This is a genomic window from Cellulosimicrobium sp. AB352 (assembly GCF_049538415.1).
Lineage (GTDB): Bacteria > Actinomycetota > Actinomycetes > Actinomycetales > Cellulomonadaceae > Cellulosimicrobium > Cellulosimicrobium funkei.
In genome coordinates this window covers 13,342-34,522 of record NZ_JBMVFX010000019.1, presented here as the reverse complement: position 1 = coordinate 34,522, position 21,181 = coordinate 13,342, and the positions used below count along the sequence as shown (strand labels likewise).

24 protein-coding genes and 1 tRNA gene are annotated in these 21,181 nt (G+C 75.3%); 15 read left to right on the top strand and 10 right to left on the bottom strand.

The features are described from left to right. Positions 1-67 precede the first annotated feature (67 nt). The 4 genes from ACPCUX_RS14005 to ACPCUX_RS13990 all read right to left on the bottom strand — a co-directional run bounded on the left by ACPCUX_RS14005 (position 68) and on the right by ACPCUX_RS13990 (position 5,021). Positions 68-1,303 (bottom strand): NAD(P)/FAD-dependent oxidoreductase, encoded by a 1,236-nt coding sequence (locus ACPCUX_RS14005; protein WP_423389004.1) that lies wholly within the window; start codon positions 1,301-1,303, stop codon positions 68-70. Between the two features lie 132 nt (positions 1,304-1,435). Continuing rightward, positions 1,436-1,512: transfer RNA gene (locus ACPCUX_RS14000), tRNA-Pro, on the bottom strand. A gap of 228 nt (positions 1,513-1,740) precedes the next feature. Continuing rightward, positions 1,741-2,721 carry a metallophosphoesterase gene (locus tag ACPCUX_RS13995; protein ID WP_391512659.1) on the bottom strand — a complete coding sequence of 327 codons (981 nt, stop codon included), beginning with the start codon at positions 2,719-2,721 and terminating at the stop codon, positions 1,741-1,743. Further along, positions 2,685-5,021 carry a transglycosylase domain-containing protein gene (locus ACPCUX_RS13990; protein ID WP_081600004.1) on the bottom strand — a complete coding sequence of 779 codons (2,337 nt, stop codon included), beginning with the start codon at positions 5,019-5,021 and terminating at the stop codon, positions 2,685-2,687. Before ACPCUX_RS13990 ends, ACPCUX_RS13995 begins: the two co-directional genes overlap by 37 nt. 138 nt (positions 5,022-5,159) lie before the next feature. Between ACPCUX_RS13990 and ACPCUX_RS13985 the strand changes: the two genes are divergently transcribed. Together ACPCUX_RS13985 and ACPCUX_RS13980 are read left to right on the top strand one after the other, a co-directional pair. Continuing rightward, the gene (locus ACPCUX_RS13985) at positions 5,160-5,324 is read left to right on the top strand and encodes a hypothetical protein (RefSeq protein ID WP_021481786.1); all 165 of its coding nucleotides are present in this window, start codon (positions 5,160-5,162) and stop codon (positions 5,322-5,324) included. Continuing rightward, on the top strand, positions 5,324-5,812 hold the full coding sequence (locus tag ACPCUX_RS13980; protein WP_021481785.1) for a RidA family protein: 489 nt from the start codon (positions 5,324-5,326) through the stop codon (positions 5,810-5,812). Before ACPCUX_RS13985 ends, ACPCUX_RS13980 begins: the two co-directional genes overlap by 1 nt. A 96-nt stretch (positions 5,813-5,908) precedes the next feature. On the opposite strand, the gene ACPCUX_RS13975 is transcribed toward ACPCUX_RS13980, so the two are convergent. Then, complete coding sequence (locus tag ACPCUX_RS13975; protein WP_021481784.1) at positions 5,909-6,586, bottom strand: Crp/Fnr family transcriptional regulator; 678 nt, start codon at positions 6,584-6,586, stop codon at positions 5,909-5,911. Between the two features lie 98 nt (positions 6,587-6,684). On the opposite strand from ACPCUX_RS13975, the gene nth reads away from it, so the two are divergent. Beyond that, positions 6,685-7,410, top strand: coding sequence for an endonuclease III (gene nth, locus ACPCUX_RS13970; RefSeq protein WP_043654712.1), 726 nt, complete (start codon positions 6,685-6,687; stop codon positions 7,408-7,410). 33 nt (positions 7,411-7,443) lie between these two features. On the opposite strand, the gene ACPCUX_RS13965 is transcribed toward nth, so the two are convergent. Beyond that, positions 7,444-8,388 carry an alpha/beta fold hydrolase gene (locus ACPCUX_RS13965; RefSeq protein ID WP_043654714.1) on the bottom strand — a complete coding sequence of 315 codons (945 nt, stop codon included), beginning with the start codon at positions 8,386-8,388 and terminating at the stop codon, positions 7,444-7,446. After that, positions 8,385-9,167, bottom strand: a complete 783-nt coding sequence (locus tag ACPCUX_RS13960; protein WP_051028149.1) for a winged helix-turn-helix transcriptional regulator — start codon at positions 9,165-9,167, stop codon at positions 8,385-8,387. The genes ACPCUX_RS13965 and ACPCUX_RS13960 overlap by 4 nt, the downstream gene beginning before the upstream one ends. Positions 9,168-9,525: 358 nt before the next feature. On the opposite strand from ACPCUX_RS13960, the gene ACPCUX_RS13955 reads away from it, so the two are divergent. From ACPCUX_RS13955 to ACPCUX_RS13945, 3 genes are read left to right on the top strand one after another with little or no spacing between them, the layout of a single operon-like run. After that, complete coding sequence (locus tag ACPCUX_RS13955; protein ID WP_396050427.1) at positions 9,526-10,260, top strand: hypothetical protein; 735 nt, start codon at positions 9,526-9,528, stop codon at positions 10,258-10,260. After that, a complete protein-coding gene (locus ACPCUX_RS13950; protein ID WP_076404530.1) occupies positions 10,257-10,745 on the top strand; it encodes a thioredoxin family protein in 489 nt (162 codons plus the stop codon). The genes ACPCUX_RS13955 and ACPCUX_RS13950 overlap by 4 nt, the downstream gene beginning before the upstream one ends. 36 nt (positions 10,746-10,781) lie before the next feature. Further along, positions 10,782-11,261 (top strand): DUF4395 domain-containing protein, encoded by a 480-nt coding sequence (locus ACPCUX_RS13945; protein ID WP_423389003.1) that lies wholly within the window; start codon positions 10,782-10,784, stop codon positions 11,259-11,261. A gap of 51 nt (positions 11,262-11,312) precedes the next feature. Here the strand turns inward: ACPCUX_RS13945 and ACPCUX_RS13940 are convergent, their stop codons facing one another. After that, entirely contained in the window at positions 11,313-11,708 is a 396-nt protein-coding gene (locus tag ACPCUX_RS13940) for a DsrE family protein (protein ID WP_076404670.1), read from the bottom strand. 254 nt (positions 11,709-11,962) lie between these two features. Here ACPCUX_RS13940 and ACPCUX_RS13935 point away from each other — a divergent pair, with 254 nt between their 5' ends. From ACPCUX_RS13935 to ACPCUX_RS13895, 9 genes are all read left to right on the top strand, one after another. Next, entirely contained in the window at positions 11,963-12,559 is a 597-nt protein-coding gene (locus ACPCUX_RS13935) for an FABP family protein (protein ID WP_043654723.1), read from the top strand. A gap of 64 nt (positions 12,560-12,623) precedes the next feature. After that, positions 12,624-13,766, top strand: coding sequence for a YgfZ/GcvT domain-containing protein (locus tag ACPCUX_RS13930; RefSeq protein WP_043654726.1), 1,143 nt, complete (start codon positions 12,624-12,626; stop codon positions 13,764-13,766). Further along, positions 13,763-14,905 (top strand): FUSC family protein, encoded by a 1,143-nt coding sequence (locus ACPCUX_RS13925; RefSeq protein ID WP_043654729.1) that lies wholly within the window; start codon positions 13,763-13,765, stop codon positions 14,903-14,905. The genes ACPCUX_RS13930 and ACPCUX_RS13925 overlap by 4 nt, the downstream gene beginning before the upstream one ends. Positions 14,906-14,969: 64 nt before the next feature. Then, positions 14,970-15,302: a type II toxin-antitoxin system prevent-host-death family antitoxin gene (locus ACPCUX_RS13920; RefSeq protein ID WP_396050433.1), complete on the top strand. Its 333-nt coding sequence runs from the start codon at positions 14,970-14,972 to the stop codon at positions 15,300-15,302. Between the two features lie 10 nt (positions 15,303-15,312). Continuing rightward, a complete protein-coding gene (locus ACPCUX_RS13915) occupies positions 15,313-15,750 on the top strand; it encodes a type II toxin-antitoxin system VapC family toxin (protein WP_043660314.1) in 438 nt (145 codons plus the stop codon). Positions 15,751-15,760: 10 nt separating this feature from the next. Beyond that, positions 15,761-16,099: a DUF2516 family protein gene (locus ACPCUX_RS13910; protein WP_308200541.1), complete on the top strand. Its 339-nt coding sequence runs from the start codon at positions 15,761-15,763 to the stop codon at positions 16,097-16,099. A gap of 8 nt (positions 16,100-16,107) precedes the next feature. Next, the gene (locus tag ACPCUX_RS13905; RefSeq protein ID WP_423389002.1) at positions 16,108-17,190 is read left to right on the top strand and encodes an asparaginase; all 1,083 of its coding nucleotides are present in this window, start codon (positions 16,108-16,110) and stop codon (positions 17,188-17,190) included. Continuing rightward, positions 17,187-17,627: a D-aminoacyl-tRNA deacylase gene (dtd, locus tag ACPCUX_RS13900; protein WP_076404536.1), complete on the top strand. Its 441-nt coding sequence runs from the start codon at positions 17,187-17,189 to the stop codon at positions 17,625-17,627. The genes ACPCUX_RS13905 and dtd overlap by 4 nt, the downstream gene beginning before the upstream one ends. Positions 17,628-17,849: 222 nt before the next feature. Next, positions 17,850-19,490: a glycosyl hydrolase family 18 protein gene (locus ACPCUX_RS13895; RefSeq protein WP_423389001.1), complete on the top strand. Its 1,641-nt coding sequence runs from the start codon at positions 17,850-17,852 to the stop codon at positions 19,488-19,490. A 52-nt stretch (positions 19,491-19,542) separates the two neighbouring features. Here the strand turns inward: ACPCUX_RS13895 and ACPCUX_RS13890 are convergent, their stop codons facing one another. Both ACPCUX_RS13890 and ACPCUX_RS13885 read right to left on the bottom strand, forming a co-directional pair. After that, on the bottom strand, positions 19,543-20,568 hold the full coding sequence (locus ACPCUX_RS13890) for a CorA family divalent cation transporter (RefSeq protein ID WP_423389000.1): 1,026 nt from the start codon (positions 20,566-20,568) through the stop codon (positions 19,543-19,545). Then, a complete protein-coding gene (locus tag ACPCUX_RS13885; RefSeq protein WP_423388999.1) occupies positions 20,568-20,798 on the bottom strand; it encodes a hypothetical protein in 231 nt (76 codons plus the stop codon). The genes ACPCUX_RS13890 and ACPCUX_RS13885 overlap by 1 nt, the downstream gene beginning before the upstream one ends. Between the last annotated feature and the right edge of the window lie 383 nt (positions 20,799-21,181).

The window sequence follows — 21,181 nt, the reverse complement described above, 5'->3', positions numbered from 1 at the left end:
GTCCCCCGGACGAACCAGGACCACCTGCTCGGACCGCCGGGATCGCCTGGTCGGCCGACGGAGGGCGTCAGCCGACGAACGACTCCAGCTCGGCGCGGTCGGGCGGGCCGTCGCGGTGGATCAGCGTCTTGACGTCCTCCATGCGGTCCCAGACGTTGACGGCCATGCCGGCCTCGACGCGGCCGTCCTGGAGCCAGAACGCGACGAGCTCGCGGTCCGGGACGGAGCCGGAGACCACGACCTCGTCGTAGGCGTCCGGGCCGGCGACGAAGCCGAGGTACTCCATGCCGACGTCGTACTGGTCGGAGAAGAAGTACGGCAGCTCGGGGTAGGGGTCGATCGCGCCCAGCATTGCGCGCGCGGCGTGCGGGCCCTGGTGGAGGGCGGTCGCCCAGTGCTCGACGCGCAGCGACCGCCCGTAGCGCGCCGACGGCACGCTGGCGATGTCACCCGCGACGAAGACGTCCGGGTCGGTGGTCTGGAGCGTCGCGGACGCGACGACGCCGCCCGTCGCGGAGTCGAGGGCGAGCCCGGCGTCCCGCGCGAGCCCGACGTTCGGGACCGCACCCACGGCGACGAGCACGAGGTCCGCGTCGACGTGGGTGCCGTCGGCGAGGTCCACCCCCGTGGCCCGACGACCGTCGCCGGAGATGCCCGTGACCTGCGCGCGGCGGTGGAGGTGCACCCCGTGGTCGGCGTGGACCTGCCCGTACAGCTCACCCATCTCGGGCCCCAGCACGCGCTCGAGCGGGTGGGTGCCGAGCCCCACCACCGTGACGTCGAGGCCGAGCGTGCGGGCGGACGCCGCGACCTCCAGCCCGATCCAGCCGTCGCCGACGACCGCCAGCCGCCCGACCCCGTCTCCCCGGGCCGCGCGCAGCGCCGCGGCCAGGGCGTCGCTGTCGTCGAGCGTCCGCAGCTCGTGCACCCCGGCCAGGTCGCCGCCGGGCAGGGGGATCCGGCGCGGGTCCGAGCCCGTCGCGAGCAGCAGCTTCTCGTACGACAGCGCGCGGCCGTCGTCGAGCGTCACGCTCCGTCCGGCGAGGTCGAGCGCGGTCGCCTGGGTCCCGGTGAGGAGCTCGACGTCGTGCTCGGCGTACCAGTCGGTCGCGAGCGGGAACACCGCGTCGCGCTCGGCCTCGCCGCGCAGGTAGTCCTTGGACAGCGGCGGCCGCTCGTACGGGCGGTGCGGCTCGCGCGCGACGACGATGATCCCGCCGTCGTAGCCCTCCGCGCGCAGCGTCTCGACGGCCTTCGCCGCGGCGAGCCCACCTCCGACGACGACGTGACATCCAGCGCTCATGGCGACCTCCGCGGTGGTTCGGGACAGCGGGACGGCCTCAGTCTCGCGCGAACCGGGTCGCACCGCCGGGGGAGCGGCGGGCGCGAGAACGACGAGAGGCCCGGGATCCTCGCGGATCCCGGGCCTCTCGGCTGGTCGGGGTGACAGGATTTGAACCTGCGACCTCTTCGTCCCGAACGAAGCGCGCTACCAAGCTGCGCCACACCCCGGTTGCTGGCCTACGTGACGGTCGACGAGGAGACCTCGTCTTCCCCGCAGGAAGCCTGCCCAGAATAGCCGACGAAGTGCCGTGCCACGAAACCCGATCCCTGCCACCCCGACGACACCCCCCTCGACCCCCCCAGCCCGCGCCCGTCGAGCACGGGGTCGGCGACCGGAAACTCGGGATCGCGGTCGCTGACCCCGTGCTCGGCGGAGCGGTTGGGAAGGGGGAGCCGTCAGCGCGACGTCAGGGTGAGCAGCGTGGCCTCGGGGCGGCACGCGAACCGGACCGGCGCGTAGGGCGACGTGCCCGCGCCGGCGGAGACGTGCAGCCACGTCGAGTCCTGACCGCCCGCGGCGTCGGGGCGGGGGCCCGGCCAGCCGTGCAAGCCCTTGGCCCGCTTGCGGTCGATGTCGCAGTTCGTCACGAGCGCGCCGAACCCGGGCACGCAGAGCTGCCCGCCGTGGGTGTGGCCCGCGAGGACGAGCTCCGCGCCGTCGTCGTGCATCTGGTCCAGGACCCGCCGGTAGGGCGCGTGCGTGACACCGAGCCGGAGCACGCCGCCCTCCGGCGGGGCGGCCGGAGCCTGCGACGCGGGCGCGGGGAAGACGTCGCGGTCGAGGTGCGGGTCGTCGACGCCCACGAGGTCGAGGCGGACGCCGCCGACGTCGAGGGCGTCACGACGGTTCGTCAGGTCGACCCACCCGGCGTCGCGCATCGCACCGGCCATCTCGGCTGCGGGCAGGAGGCGGGCCTGCGACGCGAACGGCAGCCGGGCGTCGGGCAGGAGGTAGCGCGCCGGGTTCTTCGGGACGGGGGCGAAGTAGTCGTTCGAGCCCAGGACGAACGCGCCGGGCACCGCCAGGAGCGGGGCGAGGGCGTCGAGCAGCGGCTCGAGCGCGTCGACGTGCGCGAGGTTGTCCCCGGTGTCGACGACGAGGTCGGGCTCGAGCTCGGCGAGCGAGCGCACCCACTCGATCTTGCGCCGCTGGGTCGGCACGAGGTGCAGGTCGGAGACGTGCAGCACCCGCAGGGCGCGCGAGCCGGGCGGCAGGACCGGGACGGTCGCCTCGCGGAGCGTGAAGAGCTTCGTCTCCACGTGCGCGTACGCGACGCCCGCCACACCGACGGCGGCCAGCGCCCCGAGCCCGCGCAGGGCCCGGCGCGCCCCGTCGGCGCTCAGCCGTTCCCCCCGCCGCCGAGGCTCTCCAGCCACGCGCCGAGGTCGCTCTCGCGGCCCGCGCCGTTGCTGCGGTCGCCGCGGTCGCCGCGGCCGCCGTCGGCCTCGTTGTCCGGCTGGTCGTCGTCGGGCTGGTCGCCCCCGGGCTGCTGACCGCCCTGGTCGCCGCCGTCCTGGCCGCCCTCGGGCGTCGAGGGGGTGCGCGGCGGGGGCTTCGGGGCGTTGACGCGGCCCCAGTCCGGCTCGGGGAACCCGGGCGCGGGCTGACCGGCGAGGATCTGGTTCATGTAGTCGCGCCAGGTCGGGGCGGCGAGGCTCGAGCCGTACCAGTACGGGCGCGTCTTCCCGTTGATGGTGAAGCGGCCGTTCATCTCGACGTCGTTCTCGGCGTTGCCGATCCACACGGCCGTGGCGACCTGCGGCGTGTAGCCGATGAACCACGTGTGCTTGTTGAGGTTCGCGGTGCCGGTCTTGCCGGCGGCCGGTCGGCCGTCGGCGAGCGCGTTGCCGCGGCCGGAGCCCTGGGTGAGGACCTGCTCCAGGGCGTACGTGACCGTGTTGGCGACCGCGGGGTCGATGGCCCCGGGCTGGCAGTTCGCCGACGGGACGGGCAGCTCCTCGCCGTCGCCCGCGACCACCTTGGTGATCGCGATCGGCTGGCAGTACGTGCCGCCCGCGGCGAACGTCGCGTACGCGGCGGCCATGTGCATCGGCGACGAGTTCTGGGTGCCGAGGATCATCGAGGGCACGATCTCGATGTCGGTGTTGTCCTTCGACGACGGCGTGAAACCGGCCGCCTTCGCGGTGTTCGCGACGCCGCAGAGGTCGAGCTGGGAGGCGATGGTCGTGTAGGCCGTGTTGACCGAGTTGTACGTCGCCTTGAGCACTGTCATCGAGCCGCTGCCCGGGCCGTCGGAGTTCGCGGGCGTCCACGGGTCGTTGCCGAGACGCTTGCAGCTCGCGCGGAAGTCCCGGCTGCCGATCCAGGTGCGCTTGTTCGCGTTGACCGTGTCGTAGAGCGAGTGCCCCTCCTTGAGCCACTCGGCGAGGACGAACGGCTTCCAGGTCGAGCCCGGCGAGAACCCGCGGGAGCCGCCGTGCGCCTCGTCGGTGCTGTAGTTCACGGCCGTCGTGTTGGGGGCAGGGTCCTGCGTGTTGTCGAACGCGCGGTTCTGCGCCATCGCGAGGATCTTGCCGGTCCCCGGCTCGATCGACACGATCGCGTCCTCGATCTGGCTCGGGTCGTCCGCCGGGACGGCGGCCGCCGCGTGCTGCTCCGCGGCCGCCTGCATGTTCGGGTCGAGCGTCGTGTAGATGTCGAGCCCGCCGCGGTACAGCAGCGCCTCGCGCTCGGCCTTCGTCTCGCCGAACACCGGGTCCGACATGATGATCTTCGTGACGTAGTCGCAGAAGAACGCGGAGCCGCCGGACGCCTGGCAGCCCGCCTCGAGCGGCTGGATGGCGAGCGTGTCCGCGATGGGGGTGGCCAGCCCGGCGTCGTACTCCTCCTTGGTGATGTACCCCTGCTGGTACATCGTGTTGAGGACGACGTTGCGGCGGTTCTGGGCCTTCTCCGGGTCGGCCGTCGGGTCGTACGTGGACGGCGCCTTGGTGATCCCGGCGATCGTGGCCGCCTGGAGGTAGTTCAGGTCCTTGGCCGAGACGCCGAAGTAGTGCCGCGCCGCCGTCTCGACGCCGTACACGGAGCGCCCGAACTGCGCGATGTTGAGGTAGCCCTGGAGGATCTCCTCCTTGCCCATCCTCTTCTCGAGCGAGATGGCGAGCTTCGCCTCGCGCGCCTTGCGCCCGAGCGTGTCGGCCTTGGCCTCGTGCTGCGCCATGACGTCGCCGTCGCGCACGGCCTGCTCGATGAGGACGTTCTTCACGTACTGCTGCGTCAGGGTCGAGGCGCCCTGCGTCGAGCCGCCCGTGAGGTTGTTGACGAACGCGCGCGGGATGCCCTCGACGTCGACCCCGCCGTGCTCCCAGAAGCGCTTGTCCTCGATCGCGATGACCGCGTTCTTCATGGGCTCGGAGACCTGGTCCAGCGGGACGACGATGCGGTTCTCCGTGTAGAACGTCGCGAGCCGCGTCGTGCCGTCGTTCGCGTAGATGCGCGACTGCTCGGACAGCGGGCCCGGCTCGAGGTCGGCCGGCAGCTCGTCGAACACCTCGACGGCGGTGTCCGTCGCGGTGTTCGCCCCGGCGGCGAGCGGCACGAGGAGCCCGGCCGCGAGCACGCCGCCGACGCCGGAGACCAGCACGAACGCCAGGAAGAGGGCGACGAGCTGGTACGCGTTGATCTGCCGGCCGCGAGGACGCACAGGGGAAGCCATGGTGCCAACCCTACGGGAGCAACCCCGGGAGAGGCCCGGAAAGCCGCCTCTCCCGGGTGTGCGGGTTGTGTAAGCATCCCGGGACGGCGCGCCCGTCCGGCCGCGCCGCGGCCCGCGCCGTCCGACTACGCTCGCCCCATGGCAACCACGTGGGAGTACGCGACCATCCCCCTCATCATCCACAACACGAAGGCCGTCCTCGACCAGTGGGGCTCCGACGGCTGGGAGCTCGTCCAGGTCGTGACCGGCCCGGACGGCAACGGCCTCGTCGCCTACCTCAAGCGCCCCACCGGGGAGAAGTAGTGACGGGCGTCCCCGCCGGGACGGTCGCCGCGCGCCTCGCGGAGCTCGGGATCACCCTCCCGCGGGTGGCGGCGCCGGTCGCCGCCTACGTCCCCGCGGTGCGCTCCGGCCGGTACGTCCACACCTCGGGCCAGCTCCCGTTCGTCGACGGCGCGCTGCTCGCGACCGGCAAGGTGGGTGACGGCGAGGGCCTCGTCGCGCCCGCCGACGCCGCGGACCTCGCGCGCGTGTGCGCGCTCAACGCGCTCGCGGCCGTGCACGACGTCGTCGGGAACCTCGACGACGTCGTCCGGGTCGTCAAGGTGGTCGGGTTCGTGGCGAGCGACCCGTCGTTCACGGGCCAGCCCGGCGTCGTGAACGGTGCGAGCACCGTCCTCGGCGAGATCTTCGGCGAGGCCGGGGTGCACGCGCGCAGCGCCGTCGGCGTCGCGGTCCTGCCGCTCGACGCCCCGGTCGAGGTCGAGCTCGTCGTCGAGCTGGCGGACTAGCCCGCGACGCCCGCACGAGAACGGGGTCGGCGACCGGGTCCGTGAGGATCCGGTCGCCGACCCCGTTCTCGTCGGCATCTCGGCCGGCGTGGCCGGTCAGCGCGCGCGGCGCTCCAGGCGGTCCATGTCGAGCAGGACGACGGCCCGGCCCTCGCGGCGGACCCAGCCGCGCGTCGCGAAGTCGGCGAGCGCCTTGTTCACGGTCTCGCGCGACGCGCCGACGAGCTGCGCGAGCTCCTCCTGCGTGAGGTCGTGCGCGACGCGGATGCCCTCGTCCGTCTCCTCGCCGAAGCGGGTCGACAGGTCGAGGAGCGCCTTGGCGACACGGCCCGGCACGTCGGAGAACACGAGGTCGGCCAGCGTCTCGTTCGTGCGGCGCAGGCGGCGCGCGAGGGCGTTGAGCAGGTGCTTGGCGACGCTCGGGTGCTTCTCGATCCACTCGACGAGCTGGTCGTGGCCGAGCTCGTAGATCACGGAGTCGGCGACGGAGCTCGCGGTGGCGGTGCGGGGGCCCGGGTCGAAGAGCGAGAGCTCGCCGAACATCTCGCCGGGGCCGAGGATCGACAGGAGGTTCTCGCGGCCGTCGTTGGAGCGGCGCCCCAGCTTGATCTTGCCGCTCGCGATCACGTAGAGGCGGTCGCCCGGCTCGCCCTCGCGGAACAGCACGTCTCCGCGCGAGAGTTCGATCTGCTGCATCGACTCGAAGAGGGTGCGCGTCTCGTCCGCGTCCATCGTCGCGAACAGGGGGGCGGAGAGCACAACGTCGTCGTCCACGCGGGGTGTCCTATCGTCTCGTCCTCGGAAATGTTCCAGGACAAGTCTGCCCTACCGCTGCAACTCGGGTGTCAGGGGCGGCGGCTACGGTGGGTTTCGTGACCACCACCGAGCAGGCCCGCGCGCGGGCCCCGAAGCCCGAGTCGCACCTCGCGCTCGTGCGGCGCGCGCGCCGCACCAACCGTGAGCTCGCGGTCACCTACCCGGACGCGCACTGCGAGCTCGACTTCACCACGCCGCTCGAGCTGCTCGTCGCGACGGTCCTCTCGGCCCAGACGACGGACAAGCGCGTGAACCTCACGACGCCCGCGCTCTTCGCGCGCTACCCGGACGCCGCGGCGTACGCGGCGGCGGACCGCGCCGAGCTCGAGGAGATCCTGCGGCCCACGGGCTTCTTCCGGGCCAAGGCGCAGTCGGTCATCGGGATCGGCCAGGCGCTCGTCGAGCGGTTCGACGGCGAGGTGCCCGCCCGCCTGGAGGACCTCGTCACCCTGCCCGGCGTGGGGCGCAAGACGGCGAACGTCGTGCTCGGGAACGCGTTCGGCGTGCCGGGGCTCACCGTGGACACGCACTTCGGCCGCCTCGTGCGCCGCCTGGGGTGGACCACGGAGGAGGACCCGGTCAAGGTCGAGCAGGTCGTCGGCGGGCTCATCGAGAAGTCGGAGTGGACGATGCTCTCCCACCGGCTGATCTTCCACGGCCGGCGGGTGTGCTTCGCGCGCAAGCCGGCGTGCGGCGCGTGCACGATCGCGCGGTGGTGCCCGTCGTTCGGCGTCGGCGAGGTCGACCCGGTCAAGGCGGCCGCGCTCGTCAAGACGAGCTGAGGGTCTCGCGCGGACGGCCGGGCGAGGGCGCGGTCAGCCCGCGGGCCGCTGCGTCGTGGGGAGCCAGTCCAGGAGCAGGTCCGTCACGGTGCCCGGGGCCTCCTCGGGGAGGAAGTGCCCGGCGTCGTCCACGACCTCGAACCGGAAGTCCCGGGCGAGCGCGGCGCCGTCGGCGTCCGCGAGGTCGCGGCGCAGCAGCCCGTCGCGCGCCGCGTGCACCTGGAGGGCGGGGACCTCGACGGGGTGGCGGAGCGCGGCGAGGAAGCGGCGCCCGTCGGGCCGGGGGGTGGAGCGCACGGCCCAGCGCAGCGACTCCATCGCGGTGTGCGCCGCGAACGGGATGCGCATGACGGTGCGGTACGTGTCGACGACGTCGGGCGCGAAGGGCTGCGCGGCGCCCGTCGCGAGCACGTCGGCCACGAGGTCGCCGCGGACGAGCGCGCGCTCGGGCAGCGTGGGCACCTGGTAGAACGCGAGCTGGCGCTGCGCCGCGGGCGTGAGCAGCCGCCGGGCCGACGTGTGCAGGCGTGCGGGGTGCGGGGCGGAGAACGCGGCGACCCCGGCCGTCACGGCGGGCTGGAGCGCGGCCATCGCCCAGGCGAGGCTGCCGCCGGTGCCGTGGCCCACGACGACCGCGCGCCCCGACCCGAGCGAGCGGATCACGCCGGCGATGTCGCGCGTGCGCGTCGGGGCGTCGTAGCCGATCGGCGGCTTGTCGGACGCCCCGACGCCCCGCACGTCCATCGCGGCGACGCGGTAGCCCGCGGCGGCCAGCGGCTCGAGCTGGTGCCGCCACGCCCACCAGAACTGGGGGAACGAGTGGAGCAGCACGACGAGCGGCGGGCCGGGGTCCCGCACGCCACGGTCCTCGGGACCGGCGAGCGCCACGTGGAAGCGGGCCCCGTTGGCCGGCACGAACTCGTGGCGCCAGGGGCCGTCGAGGAGGGCGGACGTGAAGTCGGAGGGGTCGGGCGTCACCCGGACGAACCTACCGGCGTCCCGGACCCGCTGTCGGCCGACGACCCGGAGTCGGCACCGGCGGCGTCCGCTCCGGACGCCTCCGCGGCCGCCGCGGGACGGCGGTCCTTCGGCGGGTCGAACCGGTAGCCGACGTTGCGCACCGTGCCGATGAGCTGCTCGTGCTCCGGCCCGAGCTTGGCGCGCAGACGGCGCACGTGGACGTCGACGGTGCGCGTGCCCCCGTAGTAGTCGTAGCCCCAGACCTCCTGGAGGAGCTGCGCGCGCGTGAACACGCGGCCCGGGTGCTGGACGAGGTACTTAAGGAGCTCGAACTCCTTGTACGTGAGGTCGATCGGGCGGCCGCGCAGCCGGGCGGTGTAGCCGCTCGCGTCGATCGCGAGCTCGCCCGCCGCGATCTCCTGTGGGCCGTCCTCGGCCGGTCCCCGCGCGGAGCGCTCGATGACGAGCCGGAGCCGGGCCTCGACCTCGGCCGGTCCTGCGCCCTCCAGGAGGAGGTCGTCGGCACCCCACTCGGCGGTCACCACGGTGAGCCCGCCCTCGGTGAGCACGAGCACGAGCGGGACCGTCAGGCCCGTGGCGTGCAGGAGCCGGCACGTGGTGCGGGCGGCGACGAGGTCGCGACGCGCGTCCAGCAGCACGACGTCCGAGTCCGGTGCGTCGACGAGCGCCGACGGCTCCATGGGCAGGACCCGGATGCGGTGCGAGAGCAGGCCGAGCGCGGGCAGCACCTCGACGGAACCGCCAGTGGCGGGGGTGAGGATGAGCAGGTCGGCCATCCGGCACCTCCTTCCGGGTCGCGGGGCGCGGGCGGCGCCCCCGGGCGTCGACGCGTGGCGACCGGGCGGGACGGACCTCTACGGGGCACGCCACGTCGTCGGCCACGTCCGCGGTCCGTGGACGGTTACCGTATCGCGTGCCGGCCGCCCGCACGGTGCGTGTCTCACATCGCGCGCGTCCGCCCTCGCCGGCCGGTGACAGCGCTGCCCGGCGGCGACGCCGCGGCCCGCCCGCGAGACCGCCGCCCGGCCGCCGCGAGGGAGCCGGTGAGCGGCCCGTGGCGAGTCTCTGCGACACTCTGAGGCGTGCTGCACGACCCGACGCCCTCCCGCGACCCCCGAACGGGGCGCTGACCGCGTGGACCTCTCGACCCGTGCCGTCGTGACGGCATGCCTGGCGGCGGTCGTGGCCGTCGCCGCGTTCTTCGGCCCGCTGCCGCTCACGATCGCGTCGGGCGCGCTGGCGCTGGGCGTCGCGATCGGCTGGCCGCGGCTGCTCGACATCCCCGTCCACGGCGGGACCCGGGTCGTCATCGCGATCGCCGGGCTCGGCGCCGTGGCCGCGACCGCCGCGACGCTCGGGGAGCCCGCGCTGCGCCACCTGCCCGTCGTGCTCGCGCTCTCCGTCGTCCTCGCGTTCGTCGCCGAGCTCCTGCGGCGCGACGGCCGTCCGCGCCTGGTCGAGTCGCTCATCGGCACGGTGAGCGGGATCGTCGTGGCGACGTCGAGCGCGGGCTGGATCGCCGCGGGCCGCACCGACGCGGGCGAGTCCCTCGTCGTCACGACGGCGGTCGCGCTCGCCGTGGCGTCCGCGGTGTCCGCGCTGCCGCTCGGCGGCTGGCTCAACGCCGCGCTGACGCTCGGCCTCGCGGTGCTCGCGGGCGGCGCCGTCGGCTACGTCATGCCCGACCTCGAGCTGCTGGGCGGCGTCTGGGCGGGGGTCGTCGCGGGCCTGCTCGTCGCGTCCCTGCACGCGCTCTTCGACCAGCTCCCCGAGCTGCGCGGCCGGCTGGGCGCGTTCTCCGCGACGGCGCTGCCCGTCGCCGTCGGCGGGACCCTGATCTTCGTCGTCGGCCGGGTGATCGTCGGGTGACCCCCTCGCCGCTCGCCGTCGTGCTGCTCGTCGTGACCCTCGTCGCGACGGCCGCGCTCGGCGTGTGGTGGCAGCGCCGCCAGGGCGTCGTGCGGGCCGCGCGGGAGAGAGGGCCCGCGTCGCCCGCGGCCGCCGTCGCCGGGCCCGCGCCCGTGGACTGGGCGGCGCACGGCGTCGCGCTCGCGGAGCGCCGCACGTTCGTCCAGTTCTCCGCCGAGCTCTGCGCGCCGTGCCGCGCCACCGCCCGGGTCCTGCGCGACGTGAGCGCCGCGCACCCGGACGTGACGCATCGTGAGATGGACGTCGACGACCACCTCGACCTGGTGCGAGCATTCGGCATACTGCGCACGCCGACCGTCCTCGTGCTCGACGCGGAGGGCCGCGAGGTCGCCCGCGCGAGCGGGGGCATGAACCGCGCCCAGGCGCTCGCGGCGCTCGCCGTCGCGGACCCGGGCGCGCGGCCCGCGAGCGTGCCAGGCAGCTGACCGCCGTCTCCGACGGCCCGACCGGAGGAGACCCGAGTGAGCGACCAGGCAGGCCCGGAGGCCACCGTCACCGAGCCGGGCGGCGCGCCCGCCGGCATCGACCCGCGCGGGCCGCGCGCGGGGGCGGGCATGACGGCCGTCCTGCTCGCCGTGGTGATCCTGCTCTGGACGTCGCCCGCGGCGCTCGTGCTGCTCGCCGTCGTCGCGGCGGGCTTCCTGCTCGGCACCGTCCGCGGCGCGCAGGGCACGTGGCAGGCGGCCGTCTACCGGCTGGTCCTGCTCCCGCGCATCGGCCCGACGACGGAGCGCGAGGACCCGAGGCCGCCGCGGTTCGCGCAGGCGGTGGGCCTGGTGATCACCGGCGCCGGGGTCGTGCTCGGGCTGCTCGGCGTCGCGGGCGCCGTGCCGGGCGCGGCGGCGCTCGCGCTCGTGGCCGCCGTCCTCAACGCCGCGTTCGGCCTGTGCCTCGGGTGCGAGCTGTACCTGCTGCTGCGCCGGGTCGCGCCGGCCCGCTGACGGCCCGGCGCGCGGCCGCCCCGCAGGCGAGCGCCCGCGGGCGCGGCTCGCTCAGTAGACGAGCGCCTGGGCGCCCTCGCGCAGCGCCTCCTCGACGAACACCGCCGCCCCCGCGATGCGCACGCCGGGCAGGACGTCGTCGGCCGTGATCCCGCGACGCGCCGCGCACTGCGTGCAGACGGTCAGCGTGCCCGCGGCGAGGACCGCGTCGAGCAGGTCGGGCAGCGGCGCCGCGTGCTCGAGCTCGAGCTCCGCCGCGCGGCCCGGCACACCGAACCACGCCGCCTCGCCCGTGAGCCACACGCTCACCTCGACGCCCGCCGCGACCGCGGCGGCGGCGACGGTGAAGGCCTGGTTCGCGGCCTCGGGCCGGTCGAGCCCGGAGGTCGTCTTGACGACGAGCGAGCGGGAGCGGGGGGCGGCGGCGGGGAGCGTGGAGTCGGTCACGCGGCCGAGCGTAGCCCCGCGGGTGACCACGGCCACGGCGTGCCGGTGCCGTCCGGCCGGTAGGATCGCCCGCATGAGCCCGCACACTCTCGAGCTGATCTTCCTCGGCCTGCTCCTCGCGGCGACGGTGACCATCACGTGGTTCGCCGGGTACGTCGTCTACAAGCTCTTCAAGGGCCAGCGCTGACGTCGCCGCGCGGGGCCCGTCCCCGCGCGGGCGCCGCGCGCCGCCCGACTCCGAGAGGTGGTCGCTGATGCCGTTCGAGTTCCCCGAAGGCCTCGCTCCCGAGGTGTACCCGCTCGCCTGGCTCGTCGGGAGCTGGCGCGGCGAGGGCGTCGTCAAGTACCCGGGCATCGAGGAGACGCCGTTCGTCCACGACGTCGTGTTCGACCACGACGGCGGCCCCTACCTGCGCTACGAGTCGACGCTGCGCGTCCTCGACGCCGCGGTCCCCGAGACGGTGCCCGCGGAGGGCGAGTGGCCGGAGCGTGACGAGGCCACCCTCGACGCCGCGGCCGCCGCGTCGCCCGTCTGGTCCACGGAGACCGGCTACTGGCGCGTGTCGACCGACCGGCCCGAGGGTCTGGAGGACGACCGCCACCCCCTCGAGGTCCTCGTCGCCGACCCGGCGGGTCGCGTGTCGGTGTACCTGGGCGCCGTCGGCAACGGCCGCGTGGACCTGGCGAGCGACCTCATCGCGCGCACGTCCACCGCGTCCGAGGTCACGGCCTCGAAGCGGCTCTACGGGTTCGTCGAGGGCCAGCTCCTGTGGGTGTGGGAATTGGCGGCCTTCGGTCAGCCGTTGCAGTCGTACGCGTCCGCGAAGCTGACCCGGCGCCCGTCGGCCTGACGCAGGCCACCGGGCGGCCCGAGGGCCCGCCCGGCCCGGACGCGTCGACGAAGGAGGACCACCCGTGACCACCGGTTACACCAGCCCGCTCCTGTCGCGCCACGGCGCCGTGCCCGCGACGGGCCCCGACGAGGGCGTCGCCTGGCACTACGGCGACCCCACCGGGGAGCAGCGCGCGCTGCGCACGGGCGGCGCCGTCGTCGACCAGTCGCACCTGGGCGTCGTCACGGTCACGGGCCCGGACCGGCTGAGCTGGCTGCACTCCATCACGTCCCAGGACCTCACGGACCTCGCGCCGCGCACCTCGACCGAGCTGCTCGTGCTCTCACCGCAGGGCCACGTCGAGCACGCGGCGTCCGTCGTCGACGACGGCACCACGACCTGGCTCGTCACCGAGCGCGCGCACGCGGCCGACCTCGCCGCGTGGCTGGACCGCATGAAGTTCATGCTCCGCGTCGAGATCGCCGACGCCACGGACGAGTGGGCCGCGCTCGGCGAGCCGGTCGACGCCGAGGGCGCCGAGGACGAGCCCGTGACCTGGCGCGACCCGTGGCCGCGCGTCCTCGCGGGCGGCACGCGGTACGGCCCGCCCGAGGACGAGCACCCGGGCCGCGAGCGCCCGTGGCGGCTCGTGCTCGTCCCGCGCGCGGAGCTGGCCGACGCCGTCGCGGCGCGCGAGGCCGCCGGGTGGCGCCTCGTGGGCACGTGGGCGAGCGAGGCCGCGCGCGTCGAGGCCTGGCGCCCACGCCTCGCGACGGAGGTCGACCACCGGTCGATCCCGCACGAGACCGACTGGCTGCGCACCGCCGTCCACCTGCACAAGGGCTGCTACCGCGGGCAGGAGACCATCGCGCGCGTGCACAACCTCGGGCGTCCGCCGCGGCGCGTCGTCATGCTGCACCTCGACGGCTCGGGCCACCTGCTGCCCGCCCCGGGGGCCGAGGTCACGCTCGACGGCCGCGCCGTCGGGTCCGTCACGTCGGTCGCGCGCCACCACGAGCTCGGGCCGATCGCGCTCGCGGTCCTCAAGCGGAGCGCGCCGGTCGACGCCGAGCTCCTCGTCGACTGCGACGGCGGCGCGATCTCCGCGGCGCAGGAGGTCGTGGTGCCCGGCGAGGGCGTCTCCGTCGACCGTCCGGCCGCGCGCGGTCCCGTCGGGCGCGGCGTCACGCCGCGCGGCGAGGGCGCACCCACGAGCATGCTGTGACGTCGGGGCCGGCGCGCGGGCAGTCCCCGGGGGCGGTCGACGTCGCCCGGACGGCGTGGCGCCGGCTCCTCCTGCGGGCCCGGGTCCGGCAGGGCGCGTCGCGCGTGCGCGTGGCGCTGTGGCCCGTCCTCCAGGCGTCGGCGGCTGCCGGCCTCGCGTTCGGCATCGCCCGGTACGGGCTCGGGCACACGGCCCCCTTCTTCGCGCCGGTCTCCGCGTGGATCTGCCTCGGCTTCAGCCAGGACCGTCAGCTCCGCCGCGTGCTCGAGCTCGCGGTGGGCGTCGCGATCGGCGTCGGCCTCGGGGACCTCGTGGTCCACGCGATCGGGTCGGGCTGGTGGCAGGTCGCCGTCGTCCTCGCGGTCTCGGCCCTCGCCGCACGCTTCATCGACCGGGGCGCGATGCTCACGACGCAGGCGGGCGTGCAGGCCATCGTCATCGTCGGGCTCCCGGCCGCGCAGGCGGGCGGCCCGCTCGGGCGGTGGACGGACGCGCTCGTGGGCGGCGCCGTCGCGCTCGCCGTCGCGGCGCTCACCCCGGGCGACCCGCGGCGACGCCCCCGTCTCCTCGGGGCGGAGGCGACGTCGGAGCTCGCGGGCGTGCTCGACGTGCTCGCGCGCGGTCTGCGCGGGCGCGACCCGGGGGACCTCGACGCGGCGCTGGTCAAGGGCCGGGCGTCCGAGGGCGCGCTCGAGGAGTGGCAGTCGTCCGCGACGTCCGCGCGCGAGCTCGCGCGCGTGAGCGCCGCCGGGCTGCGGCACCGGGACGAGCTGGGCGGGCTCGAGCGGCAGGCGGTGCTCGTCGACCGCGCGATGCGCAGCGTGCGCGTCCTGGCGCGGCGTGCGCGGCCGGTCGCGAGCGGCCCGGACCACCACGAGCTCGACGCCGTGGCGGACCTCGTCGCCCGGTTCGGCGCCGGGGTGCACGTGCTCGCCGAGGCCGTCGGCGCGGGGCGCGACCCGGCGGTCGCGCGCGAGGTCCTCCTCGAGGTGGCCCGCAGCGCCGACCCCCACGCGCTCGGCGACGGCGACTGGCAGGTGCAGTCGCTCGTGATGCTCGTGCGGTCGCCGATCGTCGACGCCCTGGAGGCGGCGGGCGCGACGCCCGAGCAGGCGCGCGACGCGCTCCCCGAGCTCTGAGAGCGTTCGCACCCGGGACGACAGACCCCTGCACAGCGGTACCGCGGGCCGGTACGGTCGGGGCATGGAGGTCCCTGTCAGCGCGCTGCGCGCCGAGCTCAAGTCGTGGATCGAGCGGGCCAGGGACGGTGAGGAGGTCGTCATCACCGAGCGCGGCGTCCCCGTCGCCCGGCTGACCGGCGTCGCGACGGCGGACCTCGTCACCGAGCTCGTGCGCGACGGCGTCCTGGTCCCCCCGGCGGGGGAGCGCCCCGTGCACGCGGTGCCCGCGCCGGTGCTCGCCGCGGCGACGGACGGGGCACGTCCGGCGGGTCCCGACGGCCCGCGCCCGTCCGACGGCGCCCGGGCCGCCCGCGGCGGCGGGGTGGCGGCGCTCGTGCGCCGGATCCGGCGCTGAGGGGCCCGCGGTGGCCCTCGTCTACTTCGACGCGAGCGCGCTCGTGAAGCTGTGCGTCCCCGAGGCCGGCTCCGCGCTCGCGAGCCGCCTGTGGAACCGTGCGGACGTCGTCGTCACGAGCCGCCTCGCCGACGTCGAGGTCCGCGCCGCGCTCGCCGCGGGGGCCCGCGGCGGGGTCATCGACGGCCCGGCGCACGCCCGCGCGCTCGGCACCTGGGACACGCTGCGACCCGCGCTGCACGTGGTCGAGGTGTCCGGCGCCGTCACCGACCGCGCGTCGCGGCTCGTCGCCGCCGGGTCGCTGCGCAGCAACGACGCGGTGCACGTGGCGAGCGCGCTCGCCGTCGCGCACGACGACACGGTCGTGGCCGCGTGGGACCCGCACGTCGTGACCGCGGCGCGTGCCGCCGGGCTGCGCGTGGTGCCGTGGCCGCTCGCCAGACCGTAGGCTCGTGCCCGTGGGAATCTTCGGGTCGCTGCAGTGGATCGTCTACCTCCTCCTGTCGCTGGTCGTGTTCGGGACGCAGCTCTTCGCGCTCGTCGACGCGATCCGGCGGCCCGCGAGCGCGTTCACGGCCGAGGGCAAGCTGAGCAAGCCGATCTGGCTCGCGATCCTCGGGGTCGCCGCGGCGCTCGGCTTCCTCTCCATCCCGCTCGGCGGCGGGATCAACCTCGGCTTCATCGGGATCATCGCGGTCGTCGCGGCGATCGTGTACCTCGTCGACGTGCGTCCCCGCCTCCAGCCCTACGGGAACGGGCGCGGCAACGGGTCGTCCGGCCGGCCCGGCGGCTGGTGAGCGCCGCGGTGACCGACGACGTCCGCACCGGGGTCGCGCGCGCCGCCGTCCCGCTGGCCGAGGTCGTGCGCGGCGACCTCGTGGAGTCCGTCCACACGGGGCACCTCGTGCTGCTGGAGCCCGACGGCGGCACGCTCCTCGAGCGTGGCGACGCCGGCACGGTCGTCTGGCCGCGCTCGAGCGTCAAGCCGTTCCAGGCCGTCGCGATGCTGCGGCACGGACTGCGCCTGCCGCCGCGCCTCCTGGCCCTCGCCGCCGCGAGCCACAACGGCGAGCCCGAGCACCTCGCGGGGGTGCGCGAGATCCTCGCGGGCGCCGGGCTCGACGAGTCGGCGCTGCGCAACACCCCGGACCTCCCGCTGCACCCGCCGGCCGCGCTCGCGTGGCAGGAGGCGGGGAACGGCCCGTCGTCGATCACCCAGAACTGCTCCGGCAAGCACGCGGCGATGCTCGCGACGTGCGTCGTCGCGGGCTGGGACCCGCGCACGTACCTGGAGCACGACCACCCGCTGCAGGTGGCGGTGCGCGAGACCGTCGCGGAGGCGACGGGCGTCGCCGTCGAGCACGTGACGGTCGACGGCTGCGGCGCGCCGCTCTTCTCGACGACGGTGCGCGGGCTCGCGCGCGCGTTCGGGCATCTCGCCGCGGCCCCGCAGCACGACCCGGGTTCCCCCGAGGCGGAGGTCGCGCGCGCCATGGCGGCGTTCCCCGAGATGGTGGGCGGCACGGGACGCGACGCGACCCTCGCGATGCGCGCCGTCCCGGGCCTGGTCGCCAAGGACGGGGCCGACGGGGTGTACGGGGCCGGGCTGCCCGACGGCCGTGCCCTCGCCCTCAAGGTGCTCGACGGCGCGTCCCGGCCCCGCCCGGCGGTGCTCGCCGCGGCGCTGCGCCGTCTCGGCGCGCTCGACGTCGCGGGCGCGGACGGGCCGGCGCTCGACGCGCTCGGCGACGTGCCCGTGCTCGGCGCCGGGCAGCCGGTGGGCGCCGTGCGCGCGGTGCTCGACGAGCCCGGGACGGACGCGGCGTACGACGCCTCGCAGGACCTCTCGTCCGACGCAGCGCGGCGCGACGACAGGGGACGGCCGTGAGGGCCGTCGTGCAGCGCGTGACTCGCGCGAGCGTGAGCGTCGTGGCCGACGACGGGACGGCGGAGGTCGTCGGCGCGATCGACCGACCGGGCCTGCTCGCGCTCGTCGGCGTCACGCACGACGACGGCGACGCGCAGGTGGAGACGATCGCGCGCAAGATCGCCGAGCTGAGGATCCTCGCGGGGGAGCGGTCCGTGCTCGACGACGGCGCGCCCGTGCTCGTCGTCTCCCAGTTCACGCTCTACGCGGACACGCGCAAGGGCCGTCGGCCGTCGTGGAACGGCGCGGCGCCCGGTCCTGTCGCGGAGCCGCTCGTCGACGCGGTCGTCGAGGCGCTGCGCGCCCGCGGGGTCGAGGTGGCGACCGGGCGGTTCGGCGCGCACATGGCGGTCGACCTCGTCAACGACGGCCCGGTCACGCTGATCCTCGAGGCCTGACGCGGCGTCGTACGGGCTGTCCCGTACGGGGCCTGCGTACGGAGGACCGCGTACCCCGCGCGGCGCGCGTGACGCGAAGAGTGTGGGAAGCACGTAGTCCCGCGGGCCCCGCCCACGGCTACGGTCGCTCACGTCAGCCGGTCGCTCAGGCCCCGCAGGAGGCCGCACCGCCGCGCGTCCGCGCGGGTCGGCGACCGACCTCGTCGACGAGAGGTCCTCTCGATGCACCGTCCTCGCCCGTCCGCCCCGCGCCGCGCCCGCGCCACGCGCGCGGCCGCCGGCCTCACCGCCCTCGCGCTCGCCGCGAGCGGGGCCGTCGCCGCCGCGACGACCGCCGCCGCCGCGCCGACCGCCCACCTGACCGCCACGACGGCGGCCACCATCCCGACGCCCGACTCCCCGAACGGCGACGCCGCCCTCAACGGGTACCGCAACGTCGGCTACTTCATGTCCTGGGCCCCGGAGAACTACGGCTACACCGTGCGCGACTTTGTCGAGTCGGGCCAGGCCGAGCAGATCACCCACGTGAACTACGCGTTCGGCAACATCCACCCGACCGACCTCACGTGCTTCCTCGCGGACGCCCCGGGCACGCCCGAGCCGGGCGGCAACGACGGGGCCGGCGACGCGCAGGCCGACTTCGTGCGGGCCGTCTCCGCCGAGGACTCGGTGGACGGCGTCGCGGACGCGCCGGGCCAGGCGCTCGCGGGGAACTTCAACCAGCTCCGCAAGCTCAAGGAGGAGCACCCCGACACCAAGGTCCTCATGTCGCTCGGCGGCTGGACCTGGTCCAAGTTCTTCTCGAAGGCCGCGGCGACGCCCGAGAGCCGCGAGAAGTTCGTCGCGTCGTGCATCGACCTCTACATCGACGGCAACCTGCCCGTGATCGACGGCCGCGGCGGCCCCGGCGCGGCCGCGGGCCTGTTCGACGGCATCGACGTCGACTGGGAGTGGCCCGGGGCCCCCGACTGGTCGCAGCACCCCGAGAACCACGTCGACCCGGTCAACGACAAGGCGAACTTCACCGCCCTGCTCGCCGAGTTCCGCAAGCAGCTCGACGAGCGCGGCGCCGCGCAGGGCAAGGACTACCTGCTCTCCGCCTACATCCCGGTGAGCCCCACCGTGGTGAACGCCGGCTGGGACGCCCCTGCGATCTTCGACTACCTCGACTACGGCAACATGCAGGGCTACGACCTGCACGGCGGCTGGTCGCCGAACCTCGCCGGGCACCAGGCGAACCTGCACGACACCTCGCAGCCCGGCACGATCTCGCTCGAGGACGGCATCGACCTCTACCTGTCGCGCGGCGTCGACCCCGCCCAGCTCACGCTCGGCATCCCGGCGTTCGGCCGTGGCTGGTCCGGCGTCGAGGCCGGCGACTCGGACGGCGCCTGGCAGCCCGCCGCGGGCGTCGCCCCCGGCACCTACGAGGCCGGGAACAAGCAGTACTTCGAGCTGCGCGACCACGGGACCGAGTACTTCGACGAGGTCAGCGGGGCCTCGTGGCGCTACGACGGCGACCAGTGGTGGAGCGTCGACACGCCGCGCGCCGTCGCGTACAAGGCGTCGTGGATCACGGAGAAGGGCCTCGGCGGCTCGATGTTCTGGGACCTCGCGGGCGACTACGAGGACGAGCTCGTCGGCACGGCGGCCGACGTCTACCGCGCGGCCCCGGCCGGTCCGGTCGACCCGACCGCGCCCGGCTCGTGCTTCCCGGGCTGGGACCGCAGCACCTCGTACGTCGGGGGGCGCGTCGTCTCGCACGAGGGCGTGAACTACCGCGCCGCGTGGTGGGTCCGCACGAACGTCCCGGGCACGGAGAAGTGGTACCCGGCCTGGCGCGTCGTCGGCACCTGCGCCTGACGACCTGACGGTGCGGTGCGCGGCCTCGGCCGCGCACCGCACCGTCCGTCGCTCAGCGCAGCCAGCCGCGGCGCTTGATGTACGCCAGCGGGATGACCGCGGCGACGAGCGTCACCAGGACCGTGAGCGTGAACCCGTACGGCCGGTCGAGCTCGGGCATGTGCGTGAAGTTCATGCCGTAGAACGACGCGATGAGCGTCGGGGGCAGGAACACCGCGGTGATGATGGTGAAGACCTTGACGATCTGCGCCTGCTTGACGTCGAGCGACGTCATGATCGCCTGCTGCAGGTAGCGCACCTTGTCGTGCTCGAACCCGGCGTGCTGCTTCACGCCGTCGACGTCCGCGACGAGCGTCTCGACGAGCCCCGCGAGCACCGGGTCCGAGTCCGCGATCTCGCTGCGCAGGTGCCGCGCGGCGCGCGCGAGCGAGAGCTGGGACTCCTGGGCGCGCGACACGATCTCCTCGGCGCGGTTCATGCGCGTGATCGTGTCCTGCATGTCGCTCACCCCGATCTCCCGGCCGCGCGAGTCGACGCCGCGCGTGGCCTCGTCGATCTCGTCGGACATGTCCTCGAGCAGGTCGCTCGCGTAGGACACGACGCGGTCGGCCGCCTCGTTGAGCGCGTAGAGCAGCGCGTACGCGACGCCGTACGACGAGCCGATGAGCCACGGCGTGCGGCGCATGCGGGCGATCGCCTTGTCGAAGACGGCGTAGTGCCGCTGCGGCTGGGCCGTCACGACGACGTCGGCGGACAGGGCGAGCACGATGCGCTCGTCCACCACCCGGTCGCCGTCGCGCCGGGTCGCCGTCACCGGCAGGTAGACGTGCGCGTCCGTCTCCCAGACGCGCCCTCCGGCGGCCGCGAAGTCGACGCCGTGCTCGGCCGCGCGGGCCGCGGACTCCGGGTCGCCCACCGCGACCTGCACCCAGCGCGAGCGCAGGACGCGCGGGTCGAACCGGGGCGAGCCGTCGCCGTGCGCGCGGGCGTGCAGGTCGAGCCCGCCGCGCGCCGGGGCGGGCAGGCGGGTCTCCGTCCCGGGGGCGAGGCCCGGGGTCTCGGGCAGCATCGTCGTCATCACGCACCGCCGGCCGTGAAGTGCGCGGTGAGGAGCGCGGCGCAGATGAACAGGTAGAGCCCCACGGTGAAGGAGATCGACTGCCGTTCGAGGTTCGGCCGGCGCGTGCGGCGCCGCTCCTCGCGCGGGGCACGCAGGGGCGTCCGGGCGGGGCGCGTCCGCACCGGGGTCGCGGCAGGGGTGGCGACGGGCGTGGTGGCGGGTCCCGTGGCAGGGGAACGCTGGGTCATGGTGGTCGTCCTTTCCGGCGGGCGGACGCACGGGCGCGGCCACGTACGGGCGGCGCGGGAGCGTCGGCGGGGGAGGTCCGGCGGCGCGCACGCGGCGCGCGCGGAGCGCACTGGCGACCTCCCCGCGCGGGACGGACGACGGCCGGGGACGCAGGGACCTGCGTCGGCCGGGCTCAGGCGTCGGGTCGCGAGCCACGGGGGGTGAGCGCGCAGTGCACGGATCTATGACTGCTGCCGTCAGGCATGGGGCTCACCTCGCTCTCGTGGCGGCGGCGCCGCGGGCGCCGCACCCGGGTCGGGGCGCACGAGGGTCGTGGCCGCGACGGGGATCGAGGCCAGGCTAGTCCTCCGGGCAGCGGGCAGCAACCGTCGAGGTGCGGGCG

What these genes read in the sequence shown, in the direction of transcription:
- ACPCUX_RS13935 (WP_043654723.1), top strand. Translation starts at nt 11,963, where the DNA reads ATGCCGTTCGAGTTCCCCGAAGGCCTCGCTCCCGAGGTGTACCCGCTC.
- ACPCUX_RS13990 (WP_081600004.1), bottom strand. Translation starts at nt 5,021, where the DNA reads ATGGCTTCCCCTGTGCGTCCTCGCGGCCGGCAGATCAACGCGTACCAG.
- ACPCUX_RS13920 (WP_396050433.1), top strand. Translation starts at nt 14,970, where the DNA reads ATGGAGGTCCCTGTCAGCGCGCTGCGCGCCGAGCTCAAGTCGTGGATC.
- ACPCUX_RS13890 (WP_423389000.1), bottom strand. Translation starts at nt 20,568, where the DNA reads ATGACGACGATGCTGCCCGAGACCCCGGGCCTCGCCCCCGGGACGGAG.
- ACPCUX_RS13960 (WP_051028149.1), bottom strand. Translation starts at nt 9,167, where the DNA reads ATGGCCGACCTGCTCATCCTCACCCCCGCCACTGGCGGTTCCGTCGAG.
- ACPCUX_RS13885 (WP_423388999.1), bottom strand. Translation starts at nt 20,798, where the DNA reads ATGACCCAGCGTTCCCCTGCCACGGGACCCGCCACCACGCCCGTCGCC.
- ACPCUX_RS14005 (WP_423389004.1), bottom strand. Translation starts at nt 1,303, where the DNA reads ATGAGCGCTGGATGTCACGTCGTCGTCGGAGGTGGGCTCGCCGCGGCG.
- ACPCUX_RS13895 (WP_423389001.1), top strand. Translation starts at nt 17,850, where the DNA reads ATGCACCGTCCTCGCCCGTCCGCCCCGCGCCGCGCCCGCGCCACGCGC.
- ACPCUX_RS13985 (WP_021481786.1), top strand. Translation starts at nt 5,160, where the DNA reads ATGGCAACCACGTGGGAGTACGCGACCATCCCCCTCATCATCCACAAC.